The organism is Proteiniphilum sp. X52 (assembly GCF_003712195.1).
Classification (GTDB): domain Bacteria; phylum Bacteroidota; class Bacteroidia; order Bacteroidales; family Dysgonomonadaceae; genus Proteiniphilum.
Genome location: NZ_RDSD01000002.1, coordinates 203,528 through 223,032 on the forward strand (window position 1 = coordinate 203,528; position 19,505 = coordinate 223,032).

General features: G+C 43.9%; 15 protein-coding genes and 1 tRNA gene. 6 read left to right on the plus strand and 10 right to left on the minus strand.

Annotated elements, in window-relative coordinates; genetic code table 11:
• Positions 1 to 332 precede the first annotated feature (332 nt).
• The 3 genes from D7D25_RS03240 to D7D25_RS03250 all read right to left on the minus strand — a co-directional run bounded on the left by D7D25_RS03240 (position 333) and on the right by D7D25_RS03250 (position 4,278).
• A complete protein-coding gene (locus tag D7D25_RS03240) occupies positions 333 to 1,073 on the minus strand; it encodes a LytTR family DNA-binding domain-containing protein (RefSeq protein WP_122967526.1) in 741 nt (246 codons plus the stop codon).
• Positions 1,070 to 2,275 carry a sensor histidine kinase gene (locus D7D25_RS03245; RefSeq protein WP_255417159.1) on the minus strand — a complete coding sequence of 402 codons (1,206 nt, stop codon included), beginning with the start codon at positions 2,273 to 2,275 and terminating at the stop codon, positions 1,070 to 1,072. Before D7D25_RS03245 ends, D7D25_RS03240 begins: the two co-directional genes overlap by 4 nt.
• A 101-nt stretch (positions 2,276 to 2,376) precedes the next feature.
• Positions 2,377 to 4,278 (minus strand): carbohydrate-binding domain-containing protein, encoded by a 1,902-nt coding sequence (locus D7D25_RS03250; protein WP_122967527.1) that lies wholly within the window; start codon positions 4,276 to 4,278, stop codon positions 2,377 to 2,379.
• A gap of 239 nt (positions 4,279 to 4,517) precedes the next feature.
• Between D7D25_RS03250 and D7D25_RS03255 the strand changes: the two genes are divergently transcribed.
• Complete coding sequence (locus D7D25_RS03255; RefSeq protein WP_122967528.1) at positions 4,518 to 5,924, plus strand: PLP-dependent aminotransferase family protein; 1,407 nt, start codon at positions 4,518 to 4,520, stop codon at positions 5,922 to 5,924.
• A gap of 63 nt (positions 5,925 to 5,987) precedes the next feature.
• On the opposite strand, the gene D7D25_RS03260 is transcribed toward D7D25_RS03255, so the two are convergent.
• Positions 5,988 to 6,716 carry a YggS family pyridoxal phosphate-dependent enzyme gene (locus tag D7D25_RS03260; protein ID WP_122967529.1) on the minus strand — a complete coding sequence of 243 codons (729 nt, stop codon included), beginning with the start codon at positions 6,714 to 6,716 and terminating at the stop codon, positions 5,988 to 5,990.
• A 23-nt stretch (positions 6,717 to 6,739) separates the two neighbouring features.
• Entirely contained in the window at positions 6,740 to 7,186 is a 447-nt protein-coding gene (locus tag D7D25_RS03265) for a GNAT family N-acetyltransferase (protein ID WP_221407949.1), read from the minus strand.
• Between the two features lie 167 nt (positions 7,187 to 7,353).
• Between D7D25_RS03265 and D7D25_RS17925 the strand changes: the two genes are divergently transcribed.
• The 3 genes from D7D25_RS17925 to D7D25_RS03275 are packed head-to-tail and all read left to right on the plus strand — an operon-like array spanning position 7,354 to position 8,384.
• Positions 7,354 to 7,533 carry a hypothetical protein gene (locus D7D25_RS17925; RefSeq protein ID WP_158602525.1) on the plus strand — a complete coding sequence of 60 codons (180 nt, stop codon included), beginning with the start codon at positions 7,354 to 7,356 and terminating at the stop codon, positions 7,531 to 7,533.
• 32 nt (positions 7,534 to 7,565) lie between these two features.
• The gene (locus D7D25_RS03270) at positions 7,566 to 8,030 is read left to right on the plus strand and encodes a hypothetical protein (RefSeq protein ID WP_122967530.1); all 465 of its coding nucleotides are present in this window, start codon (positions 7,566 to 7,568) and stop codon (positions 8,028 to 8,030) included.
• A 12-nt stretch (positions 8,031 to 8,042) separates the two neighbouring features.
• Entirely contained in the window at positions 8,043 to 8,384 is a 342-nt protein-coding gene (locus D7D25_RS03275) for a hypothetical protein (RefSeq protein ID WP_122967531.1), read from the plus strand.
• Positions 8,385 to 8,647: 263 nt separating this feature from the next.
• Here the strand turns inward: D7D25_RS03275 and D7D25_RS03280 are convergent.
• The 5 genes from D7D25_RS03280 to D7D25_RS03300 form a co-directional block, all read right to left on the minus strand.
• Positions 8,648 to 8,721: transfer RNA gene (locus D7D25_RS03280), tRNA-Arg, on the minus strand.
• Between the two features lie 128 nt (positions 8,722 to 8,849).
• Positions 8,850 to 10,184 carry an NADP-specific glutamate dehydrogenase gene (locus D7D25_RS03285; protein ID WP_122967532.1) on the minus strand — a complete coding sequence of 445 codons (1,335 nt, stop codon included), beginning with the start codon at positions 10,182 to 10,184 and terminating at the stop codon, positions 8,850 to 8,852.
• 790 nt (positions 10,185 to 10,974) lie between these two features.
• On the minus strand, positions 10,975 to 13,257 hold the full coding sequence (locus D7D25_RS03290) for an inorganic phosphate transporter (protein ID WP_255417160.1): 2,283 nt from the start codon (positions 13,255 to 13,257) through the stop codon (positions 10,975 to 10,977).
• A 255-nt stretch (positions 13,258 to 13,512) separates the two neighbouring features.
• Positions 13,513 to 15,243 (minus strand): DEAD/DEAH box helicase, encoded by a 1,731-nt coding sequence (locus D7D25_RS03295; RefSeq protein ID WP_122967534.1) that lies wholly within the window; start codon positions 15,241 to 15,243, stop codon positions 13,513 to 13,515.
• A gap of 202 nt (positions 15,244 to 15,445) precedes the next feature.
• Complete coding sequence (locus tag D7D25_RS03300) at positions 15,446 to 16,453, minus strand: tyrosine-protein phosphatase (RefSeq protein WP_122967535.1); 1,008 nt, start codon at positions 16,451 to 16,453, stop codon at positions 15,446 to 15,448.
• A 794-nt stretch (positions 16,454 to 17,247) separates the two neighbouring features.
• On the opposite strand from D7D25_RS03300, the gene nadA reads away from it, so the two are divergent.
• Both nadA and ychF read left to right on the plus strand, forming a co-directional pair.
• A complete protein-coding gene (gene nadA, locus D7D25_RS03305; RefSeq protein WP_122967536.1) occupies positions 17,248 to 18,192 on the plus strand; it encodes a quinolinate synthase NadA in 945 nt (314 codons plus the stop codon).
• 137 nt (positions 18,193 to 18,329) lie between these two features.
• Positions 18,330 to 19,433 (plus strand): redox-regulated ATPase YchF, encoded by a 1,104-nt coding sequence (ychF, locus tag D7D25_RS03310; protein WP_122967537.1) that lies wholly within the window; start codon positions 18,330 to 18,332, stop codon positions 19,431 to 19,433.
• Positions 19,434 to 19,505 lie beyond the last annotated feature (72 nt).

The window sequence follows — 19,505 nt, forward strand, 5'->3', positions numbered from 1 at the left end:
CCGGAATAAAAGTAGGGAATTATTCTCCATGGGCGATCACATTGGCAAAACGATCGGACTATTCGTGGAAAAATTCCACATCTGTGCCTTTATCCCATTTTTTCACTCTCAGTGCAGGTAGGGCCCCCTTTTGAATAACAGGGTTTATTTCCTATGATTATTTTATTGTTTTATTTCGGCATATGGAACCTTTGATGTGCAAAATATTCACTAAAGTTAGATATTTGAGTCGCATTCGCTCCTCGATTTTCAATTCCTCGCTATGGCATAGTCCAAACAAGTTTGTCCTTTGCTCATTTAGCTTAACGGAAATATTCATTCCCTTCGGGTGTTTAATGATTATTTAAAGAGGTCGGTTTCCTATGAGTATTCTCATTGATATATTTTCTCAGGTCTTTTTCGTATAGTTTGCCCACAGGTATATTCATTTCGTTGGTGAGTATTATGTGCTTTCTTTCAATATATTTTATCGAAGAGATATTCACAATAAAAGATCGATGCACACGAAGAAACAAGTCTGACGGTAATGTCTGCTGATACGATTTTAGGCTGCCGAGCGTCATGATCGGCTTTTTATCTTCGAGGAATATACGTACATATTCACTTCGGCTTTCGATAAAAATTATCTCTTCGAGGTTTATGGCCATTGTCTTATATTCCGACCGGACAAAGATGATATGCCTGCCGCCCTTTCCCTCTTTTATCCCCTGCATTAACAGGTATTGCCGATACACCCTCTCCGCTGAACGTAAAAAGTCCTGGTAATCGATCGGTTTTAGAAGATAATCCGTGGCGTCCACTTTAAATCCATCCAACGCATATTCGGAATGGGCGGTAGTGAACACAACCAATGGTTTTTGATTCATGCTCCGGACAAATTCCAACCCGTTGAGTCCCGGCATCTCTATATCCACAAATATCGCATCGGCTTTGTTCCCTGAAAGCCATTTCTGTGCGACCAGCGCGTTGGGGAATGATCCTGCCAGTTCAAGAAAATCGGTATCAACTATATATCTTGACAGCTGCTGGAGTGCCAGAGGTTCATCGTCTATCGCTATGCATCTAACCTTCATGTTTTTACAGGTATATGGAGATTCGCCATAAACACTCCGTCGCCGCTGTATATTTCCAGACCATAGTTGTCCTCTCCGAAAAGCAGCTCCAGACGCTTTCTCAGGTTATCTAATCCCATCCCCCTTACTGATGCGGAATCCGGAGGATCGGTGGGTAAAGTATTTGCAACGGAATAAAAAAGATGTTCATCTTCAATCGTCATCCGTGAATGGATACATGATTTACCGCTTATATTAATTCCATGCTTGAAAGCATTTTCTATCAATGTAATTAGAAGCAGAGGCGGTATCCGAGCATGAAGCATATCCTGCGGATATACGGAAGTGATCTCCACATCTTCTGTATATCGTATCCGCATGAGCGCTATGTAATTTTCTATGAACTCTATTTCTTTTTCCAGCGTGATAAAAGATTTTTCCGCCTCATACAACACATATCGCATCAGTTTAGACAATTCCACCACCGTCCGCTTTGCTTTTTTGCCGTCAATGTCTATCAGCGCATGAATATTATTGAGCGTATTCATGAAAAAATGGGGGTTTATCTGGGCTTTCAGATAGTTCAGCTCATTACGCAGATTCCGTCTTTCCAGTTCATCGAGTTGTTTGGCATCGTTCATGGATTTAAAAAGGAGGCGTATGGCGATGTTAAATCCCGCGACCAACATCGCCATCAATAATCCGTTCAGGTATGGCCCCCATTTTTTAGGAAACAGCATGAGCGGGGGGCCTTTTTTCCGATCCCGGGGTGGCGGATCCATAAAGGGTGATGGTTTTATCCTCTCCTCGTGAGGAGATGTTTTCCCTTCATATGGAGATATCGTTTCACCCTGATCGGGTCTTTTTTCCTCTCGGGAATAATCTCCATTGTTTTCCCTGGATAGCTGTTCTTTCTTTGGGTGTGGGCCGGGATACGGACTGTCTGTTATAAGCGGCCTGGCGATAAACAGAAGAAGAATCGATAAGAGTAGCAAACCGCTATATAACAAATGTCTTCTCCGGAACAGGAGTCTGGGGATCAGCAGATAGTTGTTCAGGAGAAAGAGCAGGACAAAAGGCAGCAACCTTTCCCAATATTTTCCCACTTCGTCCCAATGAATAGTCCCCTCAAAACTATAACCGGCCAAAGGTATGATAAACATGACAAGCCATATAAAAGCATATATCAGGTTTTCGAGTATATATTGTTTCTGCTTGATCATTTGTTGCCCTGCGCCGGTTTAAATATAGATACCGCCGTTATGCAAAGATAAACATAACAGCGGTATTACCTGTTTAGTCATCAATATATTAACAAAACCTCTTATGGGCGTCCGATAGATGTGCCTACGGTACTGACCGAACCCGCGGCTGAACCGGTGGTGAAAGTTCCGGCCGATGTACCTTTGGTATAGGTTGCCCCGGTATAGAAGCCATGAAAATCAGTGCCGCCCGATATGGTGCCTCCGGTGTAAATCGTGTATCCTGTATTGGCGGCGAGGGACGGACTGCTGAAAAGCATCGTCATTCGTGAAGAATAGGTTTTCGGCAGCTTGAATGTTAAAACCTCCTGTCCGCCCGAAGTGCTTTCTATCCTTATGTACTGGATATTGGATGAGGAAGAATTGAAAACCAGTGAACGTTGGGTGCAATAAGCCGCCGTAGGGGTGCTGGTGGCGCCACCGATACCGATAAGGGTGCCTCCGGTAATGGTAAAGCGGCTGTTATCGCAATCAAATCCTCCCTCGGGTTGGGAAGCTCCGGCCGCCACGATGACACCGCCGGTTACGGTGAGCGTGCCGTTCGAGTCGATAGCGTCGTTGGTTGCGCTGTTACAGTATATATTTCCTCCGTCTACCTGTATATGCGTGGAGGCATTGATCGCGTCATCATACGCTTCGATATCTATTTCTCCCCCGGTGATGGTCAATATGGCTTTGCTTTCCAATCCTTCGGCCTCGGTTTTGGATGTGCGTATCTTGATATTACCCCCGTTAATTGTGAGGTTCCCGTCACTTTTTATCGCCTTGGCGGCGGTATCGTGGCTGCGGTTGTAAACGTACTGGTCGCCGGTGGTGGTAACCGTCACAGTTCCACCATTGATGATCAGCGTGCCGTCGACATTGATCCCTTTACCGCCTTTTCCTGTACTCAACAGGGTAAGTGTTCCCTCTTCCATAAGGAAATTGCCATCGCACTTGATACCTGCGGCTGAAGAAATATCCTGTTCGTCTGTATCCCAGATAGCATCACCTGCACTGTTCACAGTAATATCCCCTTTGCGGATTGTGATGTCTCCCGCGGGCTTGATCCCTTTCGACGCTGCACCATACGTGGTTATCTCGACCTTCCCGGTGGATTCGATTTCCACATTGTATTTCGTCTTTATGGCATGGCCTTTCTCTCCGGTGGTGATAATGCTTATGTCCCCTGCGGTAATTGAAACCGGCTCCGTTTTACTCTCACTCTCTATTCCGTCGCCCACAGAGCGTATCGTCAGGGTGCCCCCGGAAATAGTTATCTCGTCGTTCGTATGGATCCCGTCACTTGCAGCTTCCTTAATATTGATAGTTCCTGCTGTGATTGTCAACGCGCCGTCGGTGCAAAGTCCATGTTTGTTCTTGCCGCGTATTTCGAGAGCGCCGTTCCCGCCAATCTCGACGTTACCCTCGCTGAAGAAGGTCGCTTTCATATCCTCCCCGTCTGTGTAGGTGTATGTTGATCCGTCGATAAGACGATTGTTGGTGTTGTCCACAAGGGTAACCGTGCCTTTCTTCTTGTTTTGAATGTTTATCGCGGCGCCATTCGGATTGGTTATCCCGACGCCGTTCAATACAAGTCCGAACTTTTTTTCGCCATATATCTTCACAGAACCGTCAGCAATTATTCCGGAAAGTACGTAGTTTAATTCTAATTCGGTAATCGCTGAAGTAATGACAATATGCCCATTGTTGTTCTCCACAGTCACTCCGTTATTCTCAAAAGGGTTGGTAACCGAAGCGCCATTTGAAGAGAATGCAATCAAAACAGCATTCTCATAATGAATGCTTTGGGAGTTGGCATTGAGATCATCGTCATCCGTATCACCGGGATCATCGGCTATTTCAGGATCCGGGTCAGTCTGTTGCGTTTCCTCCAGTTCAGATTCTGTAAAGTCATCCTTACTGCAAGCGTACATCATCGCTATGCCAAGAATCAGGCATATAATCAGTAAATTCTTCTTCATATCACGTTGTTGTTTAATAGTGACTCAACTTTCGCAAGTGGTATGATTGCGACTCAAACTGACATGCGAAACTTGAATAGTGATTTTTCGACGCAAATATAATAACAACATGATGTTTGCCATAAAGTAATCAACTAACGGCGCTTTTTTGTCAACGAATGGAGGGATGTATATGCAAAAACATCGCCTTATTGGACTATATTTGTAATTCAAAATGAATACAAACAGATAGACCAGGAATGGATTTTACCCAACTACGAACAAAGCTCGACAGATCCGGCAAAAAGGCTGTCTACCTCCAGATCGCAGATCAGATCATCGGCTATATCAAAAAAGGGGTGCTGAAAGTCGGGGAAACGATGCCCGGCACACGCCAACTGGCGACGGAATTGTCTGTCAACAGGAACACCGTCGTCCTGGCGTTTGATATTCTTATCAGTGAAGGGTGGCTTATTTCGGAAGAACGAAAGAAAACCCGTGTATCAGATAAAATCCAACTGTATCAGGCTGCAGAGAAGAAACACGTCCGGCTTGAAACGACCGAAATTTTCAGCAATGACCTGATCTTTTTCGATGATGGATTACCCGATACCACCTGCACACCGGTCGAAGAGCTGGCAAGAGCCTATCGCCGTATTTTCAGCCGCAAGGCGCAATGGCAGATAATGAATCTGGCGAGTGAATTCGGCGATGAGAAATTCCGGGAGACAATATCGAATATGCTCAACCAAAACAGGGGCATGCAGACTTGTGTTCCGGAAATCTGCGTCACACGAGGCAGTCAGATGGCTCTGTTCCTCACGGCCCACAGCCTGCTCCAAAAAGGGGATATCGTTCTGGTGGAGAATCCCGGTTATAGTCCGGCCTGGCGTACCTTCCAACATGCCGGAGCAACATTGGTACCCATCGATGTCGACGATGAGGGTGTCAATGTGGCTATGATCGAGAAATATCTGAAAACAAAAGCGGTAAAGGCTGTCTATCTGACTCCCCACCATCAGTATCCGACGACGGTAACCCTCAGCCTGTCACGCCGACTACAACTTATCGGCTTATCCAACAAATATGACTTTACCATCATCGAAGACGATTACGACAATGAGTTCCACTTCGATCAACGTCCCGTGATGCCTCTTTCCGCCTTCGAAGGGATACAGCACTATGTCTATATAGGCACATTAAGCAAATTAATCGCGCCCGCCATAAGGATAGGCTATATTGTCAGCACACCCGATTTTATCGTCCGGATCGGGAAACTGCGCAAGATTGTGGATTTACAGGGCGATGCCATTATGGAGCAGTCCATTTTAGACCTGATGCTCTCCGGTGATATCCGCAGACACCAGAAGCGGATGCACAGTTATTATCGGGTGAAGAGGGATTTCTTCACATCCCTCTTGGAGAATTATCTTAAAGAGAAAGTCACCTACAAAAAACCGGATGGCGGACTGGCCTTCTGGTTGACACCGGCGAAGGATGTCGATTTTTTTCGGATAAAGGAAAAAGTAAACGCGGAGTTGATCAGCTTTTATACCCCGGACAGGTTTAGTTATGAGCAACCCATCCAGGGTCTACGGATCGGATACGCATCTCTTTCCAAAACCAATCTGGAGAAAGGAATACGTATTCTCAGCAAGTATTTGTAGCCCTTTTGGACCTTCGATCGGGAACTATTCTACCCTATCTATCAGCCAATATCTGAACCCATATCAGCGTTTCGATTCATTCCAGTAGTAACTGTCGGGATACATTCTCTGTCCAAAGATGGCGGTACCGACCCGCACAATGGTCGCACCTTCTTCAATGGCTATCTCCAGATCGCCGCTCATGCCCATCGACAACTCCCTCATTTCCACATTGGGGATATCCTCCTCTATGACCTGTTGCCGGATATTCTTGAGTAACCGGAAACATCTTCTCACCTTTTCCTCCTCGGCACTGAATAGCCCGATGGTCATCAATCCCCTGATTGCAAGCGTGTCATACTTTGCGACTTCCCTGATAAACGGAATGGCATCCGCCGGATCTATGCCAAACTTGCTCTCTTCGAACGAGCTGTTCACCTGCACCAGGATATCCATCGACCGACCTTCAAATTGCAGCCTCTGATCCAATTTCCGGGCTAAATCGAGTCTGTCCACCGATTCGATGCAAGTCACATATTTCAATGCATCCTTGATCTTATTGGTCTGCAAATGGCCTATAAAGTGACTTTCATAATTGTAGGTACGCAATACCTCGTATTTCCCCTTTAATTCCTGCACTTTATTCTCACCCACCAGCCTCTCTCCACATTCCAGTGCAAACGCGATCCTTTCGGCCGGAACGGTTTTCGTCGCCAGTAATAACCTCACATCGCCCGCATGTCGGTTCGCTTTTTTGCAAGCCGCCTCCATCCTTTGATGGATGATTGATAAGTTTGTCCTGATATTATCCATAGCTTATCGGACGGGGAGAGTGGTCAGACCCTCCACCAATTATAATAGTTATGTTCAATGTCCTGTTCAAATTCACATTTGGGATATAGATGGTTGCCAATAATATTTGTCTTTTGGGTTTCCAGCAGCAATCCGCAAGCATCGGTCTCATCGCAGAATTGCTTGCTCCGGTCGATAAGCGCCACTGCCAATCCGAACCCGCGATAGGCCGGATCAACAAACAGGTCGCTCAACAGCCATTGCCGTTTTAACGACTTATAATGATACAACGGGTATAGGTGCGCGAATCCCACATACTTATCGTCCTGTTTTATCAGAAACGCAACCGTGTCATTATTGTTTATCCGTTCCTTGAGAAATGCTTTCCCTTTCTCCAAATCGGACGGTTGCTCGTAGAATATCCGGTAATCATTGAATAATTCAGCGAACTGGTCTAAATGCGCTAACGTAGCTACTTCAATTTGTGGCATAATGCATTCTTTTGAGTTGAAATTATTTTGTTTCGATAACGCCACAAAAGTACAACCCAATTGGACTGTGTGCATGGTACAGAATAAAGATAAATAGGTAGGCCAGATAATCATGGTCCTGCATCCTTCCCGGAGCGGAAGAGTCAGACCTCAAGAAGGCGGCATCTTTGAGATCGACATCCTACAACAATGATCAGGTGAATGAAGTAGAGCATGGGCTTGTAATTATTCAGATCGTTGGATTCAAAAACCTTTACCTTTGTGCATCGGTCAGGGGTCTCCTTCCGGGCTACGCCCTCCAGTCAACCCCTGACCGGGATAAGACCTGGAAAGACAACACAAAGTAGGGATAACGACAATAAGTCAACATACACCAGTAATGCTGGGGGAGCTGATCTGTAATATAAGCCAACACTCGGACGGCAAATATGGCTATATTTTTTCTCAATGCTTGCCGAAAAAAGAGAAAAGTATAAATATTTGCATCGCAGATGACGGAATATCTGTATTTGGTAGTTACCTCAAGGCAGGAAGGTATTTGGATATAATCGATAGCAATGAAATGGAAGCATTACGCCTCGCAAACGAGGGATATTCCACCAAGGACCTGCCAGAGAGTGAAAATAGGGGATTCGGTATTTCCCCTACAAAAAGGATGCTTGTTGAAGGATTAAAAGGGGATTTCTTTATGCTCTCCGGTGGCGCCTTCCATCGAAACGATGTGAATGGAAGTGATTATGTAAAGTTACCCGACATGATGAATTGGATGGGTACAATCGTCTTAATGAGGATTCCGATTGATGTTCCTCAAAACTTTAATTACATGGAATATGTTATAAGATAAAACAGCAAGGTTATGAAAAAGATTATAAAAATAGCGGAGTTGATAGGTTCAGATATTCGCTCCCGACAAAATGCCGATCATATACGCAACAGTATGGGTAATTTTAGTGGTGTTGTTGAACTCGATTTTAATGGCGTTGAATTTATTTCCCGTTCTTTTGCAGATGAAGTGTATACCATAGTCAAAGAGAAGGAGGATAATGTTGTATTAAGAAACATGGAAGGTATTGTTGGTTCAATGATGTCGGTTGTTTCTGACAGCCGTACTCATAAAAGGGTTCGGAAAACTGAAAATGCCAATATGAAAGAATTTTCCGATATGGAAAGCCTATCGGCTTACTTGTCTACTTTCTGACATTTGGAACAGCAAATGCATTTATAAAAGGTGTAAAATATAAGTCTTCACCTCATAATTAAAAAGCCCGGTTTTTCCGGGTTTTTTAATTTGTTCAAAGAAATAATTTTGTTGCAAGGCTGATAAAGAAACTAGACTGGAGACACACTGAATGTAACACTACCGGTCAAAAATCTATCTTTTACCCTTATTGTGTTCCCATAGTGTCCCCAATAAAGAAAAGCACTTATCATAAAAAACTGATAAGTGCCTTATTTAGAAAGTGATCCGAGCGGGATTCGAACCCACGACCCACAGCTTAGAAGGCTGTTGCTCTATCCAGCTGAGCTACCGGACCCTCCTTTGCGGTTGCAAAAATAACGCAATTCTCAGAATAAAAAAAATTTATGAATCGCTAATTCATAAGGTGAATTGAAATCACAAAAAAAGCGGCTTCGGCCGCTTTTTCCATATTAAGTATAGACATTACAAGATACCCTGCCCCATCATCGCTTTGGCCACTTTCATGAAACCGGCGATATTGGCGCCTTTCACGTAGTTAACATAACCGTCGCCTTCTTTACCGTATTTCACGCAATTTTCGTGGATATTGGCCATGATCCATCTCAGTTTTTCATCGACTTGCTCCGCCGACCAACTGTAGCGTTCTGAGTTTTGTGTCATTTCCAATCCCGACACCGACACTCCGCCGGCATTCGCCGCCTTACCCGGGGCATATAATATTTTATTCGACTGGAAAACCGCGATGGCTTCAGGAGTGCTCGGCATGTTCGCTCCTTCGGAAACAGCGATCACGCCGTTCTTTACAAGCGTTTCGGCATCCGTCTGGTCGATCTCGTTCTGGGTGGCCGAAGGTAATGCGATATCCCCTTTTTCTGCCCACGGACGTGCTCCGGGAACATACTTGCAACCATATTCTTCCGCATATTCGCGGATGCGTCCCCGGTAGAGATTCTTCAACTCCATCACAAATTCCAGCTTCTCTTTCGTGATGCCATCGGGATCATGGATATAACCATCGGAATCGGACAAGGTGACGGGAATAGCTCCCAATTCCAGCAGTTTCTCGCAGGTATATTGGGCCACGTTACCCGATCCGGAAACCAAACATTTTTTCCCTTTGATATCGATATTCCGGGTTTTCAACATCTCCAGCAGGAAATAGACATTACCGTAGCCCGTGGCTTCGGGACGAATGAGCGACCCGCCAAATTCACGCCCCTTGCCGGTAAAGGTGCCGGTGAATTCTTCGGCCAGCTTCTTGTACTTACCGAACATATAACCCACCTCACGGCCTCCCACGCCGATATCGCCGGCAGGCACATCGGTATTAGGGCCGATCACGCGCCACAGACCTTCCACAAAAGCCTGGCAGAAACGCATCACTTCACCGTCGGACTTGCCCCGCGGTGAAAAGTCGGACCCCCCCTTGGCCCCTCCCATCGGCAGCGTTGTAAGCGCATTTTTGAACGTTTGTTCAAAAGCAAGAAATTTCAGAATTGAAGGCGATACCGAAGCGTGAAAACGAATGCCCCCTTTATACGGGCCAATGGCATTGTTATGCTGTACCCGGTAACCCATGTTGGTCTGCACATTGCCCTTGTCATCAATCCATGTGACACGGAAAGAATGGATCTTATCGGGGATAACCAACCGTTCGATCAGGTTTGCTTTTTCAAACTCGGGATGCTCGTTGTATACATCCTCAATGGATTCCACTACTTCTTCCACGGCCTGGTGATATTCCGGCTCGTTGGGAAAACGCCTTTTTAGAAGATCTAAAACTTCTGAAGATTTCATACGTCAATATTAATTTTTTACACTAAGGTCGTATGGAACTCGCTTTAATCATGTACCTTGTGTAAGAATGATTCTCCTGCTCGTTTCATACGTCAATATTAATTTTTTACACTAAGGTCGTATGAAAAGCCCTCCGGCATATGCAGATAAACCGGGACAGCCTCACAATCATCACGATCCCGGTGCCAATCAATTAGAATCCGGGTTCATGAAAAAACCTCATAACCAAATAATATTATTAAATAAGCACTTTGAAATGCAAAGGTAGAAATAAATTTCTAAAACAAAAATATTTCCTGTTTTTTTATTAAATATGTTAGTAAAACAGCTATTTTTTTAGATTTCTGTAAACAGGAATAAAAACAATTGCCCCCGACATCAGAATCGAGATAACAGTGAACGGGGTTAGTGTTGCATATAGAAGTATATAGACAACCAGTACAATCCAAAGGATAATAATAAATGCAGCCTGTGTTTGAGAGAGTTTCTTTCTTGCCATATTTTTAAAAATAGTTCTCACAAAGTTAAGAACTCGTACAACTCAGGCAAAACATTGTACTTTAAAATTTGGACTACCTGTTAATCAGTCCGCAAACTTTTTGACATAATGCGAACCCTCATTATTCACAAGGGGAAGAAATCGCCATTATTCATTACCGGATCATCGAAAACTATACGGTTCTCAAAGAAGGATGGATGAAAGAGGGATACAGATTCCAGAGCGAAACCGATACCTCCGTATCGGTGAATTAAAGGATACGATGTGGATTAGCCTCTAAACCTGGAAAAGTCAGTGACGGTCGGTGGTATGCGGCTCTGATACCGACTTGGCGTATTGTACCTTGAAGTTACGGTGGGACTTCATCAGATTGCTCGACTGCAGGGTGATGATTTTCGATTCATTGACCAGGTTCAGGAAAAGGATGCTGCTCCTGGTAGTCGACTCTCCCGCTTTCACCCGTTTAATCTGACGTTTGGTCAATTTGGGATTCAAATCCAAGATGGTTTCCCGCATATTCACTATCTGACTAAATTGGCTGTAATCTCCTGATTTTTCCATCTCACCATATTTTATAAAGGCTTCGGAAAGGATTTTATAAACGACTTTCAGGTCTTCTATCTGTTCTTTCGAAAAGGCAGTGTGATTATTGTCGATATACCGGAAAGTCGTCTCAGTGATTGCTTTCAACGATTTGGTAATTTCATAGGAGTAACCTATCAACTGCACATACTCCTGTTCAAGATCCAGCGCATTGAGTTGTATGCTTTCCAGTGTAGGCACTATTTCATAATCCCGTTTATCCTTGAATCTCCCATACAACTCACAGGCATCACCCATCGCTTTCCTTACAATCTTCCTATCCTCCCCTTCCAGAGCTTCCAATATACACTTATAAATAAAAAGTGTTTTGTCCAGCATGAGGTGCACTTCATTATTACATGAAACGACCAGTTGTTGTTCGCTGGAAAGTATTTGCTGATGCTGTAACTCTTTGGACTTCCGTTTATAATGCAACTTGCCCGATTTAAACAGGATAAAAGCGACCAGAAACACCATTATCACTACGGCAATCTTACCAGCCCACATCAGGAACAATCCCACGATCATGGAGGCAGTGAAAGCCGCCAACGCGGTCAGTAGCCAGCCCGCTACCACCGTAAGGACCCCGTTAATCCGGTACACGGCGCTTTCCCGCCCCCAGGCCCGGTCGGCCAGGGAGCTTCCCATTGCCACCATAAAAGTAACATAAGTGGTGGACAAGGGTAATTTCAACGATGTCCCGAGCGAGATCAACAAAGTCGCAATAGTAATATTGACGGATGCTCGTATCAAATCGAAAGAGGCTTTGTCTTCCAGTTCTACCGGTTCGAATCGTTTGTTAATGAAATTTTTTGCCGAGGCAGGTATTATCTTACTGACCGATTTACTAAAATGGAGACTGCTCCTCACCATGTGGCGTGAAAGAGGTGATGAGGAGAATCGCTCCACTCCGTCTCCTTTCCGGGCAAGATTTACTTCTGTTTCGGTGACAGACCGGGATTTTTTGGACAACCAGAGCGCCAGCACCATGATCACTCCGGCAGCCAGCAACCACCAGATATTGGCGACGACCGGCTCTGACAACCGGCCCATATGGAGTTGATTGATATCACCTCCCGAAGCAGTAACCTGCTGTGCTATACGGAATGAATCGTAGCCGGCCATAAATACACCGATAAAATTCACCAAATCGTTTCCGGCAAATGCCATTGCCAAAGCAGCCGTTCCGACAAGCACGATCACTTTCAGTATCTTGATGCGAAAAAGATGTTGAAACACAGCCATCGCCAGAGTCCATCCTATTAAAGTGTAGAGAAGGGCTGTTCCCATGTGGTGCTTTAAATAATCCAGCATGTCGGCGCTCACCAACACGCTTCCTTTCAGCCCTTTAAAAATTGCAAAATAGGTGATAGCCGTGAGAGCGATTCCACCCCATATGGCACCCAGGTACTTAAAAGGCTTGCTGTAGTTGAAAGAGAATATCAACCGGGATATATACATGATGACGCAACCGACCACGAATGCGATAGCGATGGAAATAAATATACCTCCAATGATGGCCAGGGCTTTCCCGCTGTTGATGAATTCCCCGAGATGCTCACCCGACCCTGAAGTCCAGATAGTGAAAAAAGCCACAGCCACTGCCGATCCGAGCAGTTCAAATACAAGTGAGACGGTAGTAGAGGTAGGCAATCCGAACGTGTTGAATAGATCAAGAAGAATAACGTCCGTAAGCATCACAGCGAGCAACAGCATCATAATCGCCGGAAATGTAAATTTTTCCGGGTAAAAGACACCGCTACGGGCAATTTCCATCATCCCGCTAGAGAACAGCGTGCCAATCATTACTCCCATGGAAGCGACGGTAAGGATTATCCACAGGGGAGCTACTTTTGATCCGATACTCGAATTAAGAAAATTGACCGCATCGTTTGCCACTCCCACAACGAGGTCTAATGTGGCAAGGCCTAACAAGATTATTACAATGATTAAATACACAGGATCCATGCAGTACCCAATTAATTTGGCCACAAAGGTCTCTTATAAATGTTACAAAATGGTTACGATACGATTACAATATTGTTAAGATTGCAGCTGTAATCCTAAGCTATATAACTAAAGTCAGCCCTTCGGTTGGACACATTTCCCCAGAAGTACTTGCAAAAGTCTGATTAATTATCTGTGAACCGGATTTGTCATGCAACAAGACCATACAGAAAAAGGGTAAATCACATTGTGAAATACCCCTACATAAGAAAATTCCGTTTTCCGGGTTGTCTCCTCCGGTTATCTTTTCTGCTTATGTTTTTTCTTTTTCTTCCCTTCGAAAGATTCAAAGAATTGCTTCTTCCCCTTTTGCGGCCTGTTTTCATCCCGAGAGACTTCAACCACCAGTCTCCTGTCTTCGATATACATCCCCTTGAAGGTTTTCACCACTTTCGGGGCAAGTTCTTCCGGTATTTCGAAAAAGGAGAAATTCTTCATCAGGTCGATCCTGCCTACCGGCACTTTCCCTTTCACATGGTCATTGATAAAACCCATCAGGGTGGCGGGATTCACTCCGTCCATTTTCCCTATGTTGATAAAGAGACGGGCATACCCTTTTTCAGGTTGAACTACTCCGTTGTGCTGGCGTCTGCCCCCTCTCTCCGAATGTGCGTCCTCTCTCCGGCCCTTGGATGATCTCTCTTCCGGTTCATAGATCTCCTCCGCCTGACGGTAATATTCAATCAGACGATTGAATTCAAGCGAAACCACCCGTTTGATGATATCCTCTTTTTCAAGCCACTCCAATTTGCGGAAAATTGAGGGTAACAACCGGTCGATCTCCTCTTCGTTGACCTTCACTTTCTCAATCTTATCCACGAAATTGAACAATTGCTTTTCACAAATAAGGTCTCCTTTGGGGATACTCCGTTTTTCAAATTGTTTATTGATCAGTTTTTCGATCTGTCCGATCTTTCCTTTTTCTTTTATATGGATGATGGAGATTGAGGTTCCCGTCTTCCCGGCACGACCGGTTCTGCCGCTACGGTGGGTATATACCTCGTAATCATCGGGCAATCCATAATTAATGATATGGGTTACGTCATCCACATCCAATCCCCGCGCAGCGACGTCGGTAGCCACCAATATCTGGAGATTGTGGTTCCTGTACTTGCTCATCACATAATCGCGTTGCACCTGAGACAAGTCGCCATGCAATGCATCGGCATCATATCCGTCCTGCATGAGTTTGTCGGCAATCTCCTGGGTCTCTTTTCTGGTGCGGCAAAACACAATTCCGTATATATTGGGATAATAATCCACAATCCTTTTCAACGCCAGATATTTATCTTTGGCATGCACCATATAATAGAGATGCCTCACGTTTTGGGCGCCCTCATTTTTCCTACCGATGGTGATCTCAACCGGATCACTCATATATTTACGGGTGATCTTCTCTATCTCCTTCGGCATTGTGGCCGAGAAGAGCAGCATAGAACGACTTTCAGGCACACTCGAAAGTATCTCATCAATACTTTCCGAAAAACCCATGTTCAACATCTCGTCGGCTTCATCCAGCACAATGGTATGAACATGTTTCAATGAGACGGTTTTTCGGTTAATCAGGTCGATAAGCCGGCCCGGGGTTGCCACGATGATGTGAACCCCTCTCTTTAATGTCCGTATCTGGCTTTCGATACTTGATCCGCCATATACAGGAAGTATTTTCAAATCTTCCACATAAGTGGAAAAGTCGGTAAGGTCTCCTGCTATTTGCAGGCATAACTCCCTGGTGGGGCAAAGGATCACCGTTTGTGGTGATAACAGTGAAATATCTGTTTTCTGGATGACGGGAATGCCAAACGCCGCCGTCTTGCCTGTGCCGGTCTGTGCCAGGGCAATAATGTCTCTCTTATGGGAAAGTAATTGCGGGATCACTTCCGCCTGTACCGGCATAGGATTTTCAAATCCCAATTCCGTAATAGCTTGGCGGATCTCCGGAATAACTCCCAATTCTTCAAATGTACTCATTTTATAATATTTTTTAGCGTGATGGGTATTGATACTTCTCTTTACCCCATAACAACATTAAAGAAGAGAGAGAATTCAATGACAACCTATGATTTATGATTCTAGTGACGATAATAACCCCGTTCCCCGAAAAAGCCGGTTAAAATTATCCTTTCTTTAAAATCGGGTGCAAAGGTATGAAAATAAATTGAATAAATAAATATCAAAATTGGTAAAGCAAGTATTTCCGCAGTAAATTTTTCTTCCCTGAGGTTACGCGGAGTTCTTTTTCAAGGTAATTGTCCATCGAACCATATTTCTGATTAATATAGTCGATAACATAATTCAGATATGCCTTGTTGACGGAAAGCATAGCCGTTACTGCTTCCTGCATGGGTTCAGGGAGATTCCGCGCGTCTATTTTTGCTTTTGCCGGATCAATTTCAATATTTGAAAGCATGTAATCCTCCTCTAATGTACTGTGTGGAACACCCAAAGCGTGGAGTATAAAATATGAAGCCAATCCCACACCATCCTTGCCCAAGGATTCTGTCAAAAGAACAGGATAATTACTGTCGTTAGTCAGTACATCGAACATTTCACCAAATTGTGGCTTGTGATTTTCCACGATATCCACATACGATTCCTGTACATAGCGGATCGCATCACTCCTGTCGAAATGAGCATTTTTTATTTGTTCATCCAGTTTTTCAGCATCCATCGGGCTGAGAGGTAACGCTATTTTCCGGATGGAAGGATGAAGGAGCAACGGATATTTTTTCGCTGTCCTCTCGGATCTGAAATCAATGACCGTTTTAATATTCAACCTGCGTATCCTCTCCTGATCATATAGAGTGGCATCGCTCAAATTGGCCGATCTGTAGATTTCTCCCCATTTTATCTGTCGGTTATCTGTAGTGAAATATCCACCAATATCCCTGAAATTTTTAATATTATTCATTTCTATGATTCTATTGGCAACCACACCCGAATAGACACCCGCAGTACGAAGTATAAAATATTCCCTCAATCCCGAACCGGTGGGGCTTACTCTTAGTACCTGATCGGTAATTTTCTTAGAGGCAAGGGGTGTAAAACTGGTAAGGGAACTGTCGGTGAGGGAAGAATAAATATCTATGTCTCCCTCCTGGTCAGGACTTACCTCCCATTTCAATAAAAAATCCCCTTCCCTGTCTTTTTCAACGACAGAAGTAATTTTTACTGTTGACATACAGGAATACCCTGACACAAAAAGTAAAAACAGATAAGATATAGAATACAGTCTTTTCACCTCTTCTTCTACAAATAGTACAGACGAACAAATATAGCGAAAGCCGGGAGACCAGCTAAACCTGCTTAAGCTGCTCCGAGGCGCACCCTATATTATACAAATATACAAAAAACTTTATTCCAAAATAAAAACAACCGGCTCAGATTAACAATATATAATTATTCGTTTTTCTTTTTAATACTTAATTTTTAGATATTTGAATCCCTGATTTTTATAGCGATTCATCTAAAGTGTGGAATAAAATAATCATCACATCGTTCAATCAACAAATCAACAATTCACCAAATCAAACCGTCTGTTGATAACTTGTGCAATAACTGTAGATAGAAATTGATAAAATAATTTGCAAAAGAGAAAAAACCGACCCTTTATAAAAAATTCCGACTTTCCCTCGAAAAGATATTTTTTTTATTGGAAAGATTTCAGCCACTTTTCAACAGGGAAAATGAAACCAAAAAGAAATAAATTATTAACTTTGCCCTTTGTAAACAGTTTATGATAACATTTGTAATTATCACGTATACAGATAGAAAAAATATATATTTTTGTTGATAAGTTATGATAACATAGATCCAAAGTTTAATAACATTGTTTGTTGCTTTTCTATGTGAAAATCATCAACAGTTTCAACAGCCAATCATCACTATCATACATTTTTTTAATTTAAAAATATATATAAATATAAATTCGGTTGAAAGGTTTGTATGCCGTAACAGGGGAAAATAAATAGCCGTATGACAAAAGAAGAACTTGTTGTGAATATAAAGTTGCTGAAGAAGGAAAAGAACGCTATTATATTGGCGCACTACTATCAGGAACCGGCAATACAGGATATTGCTGATTTTGTGGGGGACAGTCTTGCATTGGCACAATGGGCTGCTAAAACTTCGGCAGATATCATCGTATTGTGCGGCGTACACTTTATGGGCGAGACGGCTAAGATACTAAGTCCGGAAAAACGGGTTTTTATTCCCGATCTGGAAGCCGGTTGCTCGCTCGCTGAAAGTTGTCCGTCCAAACCCTTTGAAGAATTCGTAAATGCGCATCCCGACCACACGGTCATCTCTTATGTAAATACGACAGCGGCTGTAAAAGCGCTTACAGATATCGTGGTGACTTCCACCAATGCCAAACAGATTGTGGAGTCGCTTCCGGAAGATGAAAAGATAATCTTTGGTCCGGATAAGAATCTGGGTGATTATATCAATAAGCTGACCGGTAGGAGTATGATTTTATGGGATGGGGTGTGTCATGTACACGCGCAATTTTCCCTCGAAAGAATACTGGAATTGAAGGGGGAATATCCCAATGCGTTGTTGCTGGCACATCCCGAATGTCCAAAATATCTGTTGGAAATAGCTGATCATGTGGGATCTACCTCCTCCCTTTTAAAATATGCTACCCAATCTGACAACCCACAATTTATAGTGGCTACCGAAGCGGGAATTTTACACCAGATGCGGAATGACAATCCGGACAAGGAATTTATTCCTGCTCCGCCCGAGGATTCAACCTGTGCCTGTAACGAGTGTTTCTATATGAAGATGAACACATTGGAAAAACTGTATCTCTGTCTGAAAAATGAAAAACCTGAAATTATAGTGGATGAAGAGGTAAGGATTAAAGCGGTGAAACCTATCGAACGGATGCTGGAGATATCGGCGAAGTATGGTTTGTAACCCTTTTTTTGTACCTTTGCACCCGCAACCGAAAAAACATTTTCGTCAAGCAATATGAATTTCGGCTTTGCCTCCGGTCTTGTGTCTTGGTTCTTAGCTCTTGTCTTTTGGCGAAGCGCTTTTAAAGTCTTAATAAAATGGCTCTGCAATGTGGTATTGTGGGACTTCCCAATGTGGGGAAATCCACCCTTTTCAATTGTTTGTCGAATGCGAAAGCGCAGGCGGCGAATTTCCCGTTTTGTACTATAGAACCCAATGTGGGGGTCATTACTGTTCCCGATGAACGGCTCAATAAACTGGCGGAATTGATCCATCCCCAAAAGATTGTACCTACAACTGTCGAGATCGTCGATATTGCCGGATTGGTAAAAGGCGCCAGTAAAGGTGAAGGTTTGGGAAATAAATTTCTGGCCAATATCCGTGAAACAGATGCCATATTGCATGTATTGCGTTGTTTTGACGATGAAAATGTGACCCATGTCGATGGAAGTGTGGATCCGGTACGTGATAAAGAGATCATTGATGCCGAGTTGCAGCTGAAAGACCTGGAAACGATTGAAGCCCGTATCAATAAGGTAGAGAAACAGGCTAAAACGGGAGGAGACAAAGATGCCAGACTTGCTTTCGAAGTTTATGCAAAGATCCGGGAGGCATTATCACAGGGTGAGTCGGCGCGTACGGTCACTTTCGATACAAAAGACGAAAACAGGATTGCACGCGAACTTTTCCTGTTGACGGCAAAACCTGTGTTATATGTCTGCAATGTGGATGAAGCGAGTGCCGTGACCGGCAATCCATACGTGGAAGCAGTCCGCGAAGCAATAAAAAACGAGAAAGCGGATATATTGGTAGTTGCGGCAAAGATCGAATCCGAAATAGCCGAGTTCGACACCTACGAAGAGCGTGAAATGTTCCTGAATGAAATCGGATTGGAAGAATCGGGTGTGAGCCGCCTGATCAAAGCCGCATATAACCTGTTGGACTTGCAAACATTCCTGACAGCGGGCGTGCAGGAAGTACGCGCGTGGACTTTCCAGAAAGGTTGGAAGGCGCCGCAGTGCGCGGGAGTGATCCATACCGATTTTGAGAAAGGATTTATCAGGGCTGAAGTGATCAAATATGAGGATTTTATCCGTTATGGTTCAGAAAATGCCGTGAAGGAAGCAGGGAAAATGAGTGTGGAAGGAAAAGAATATATCGTGCAGGACGGGGATATTATGCACTTCAGGTTCAATGTGTGACGTATTGAATGCGTGGCACAGTCTATGAACTTTTTTATAGTTGCTATCTTATCTCTTTAAGTTGACTGAGCA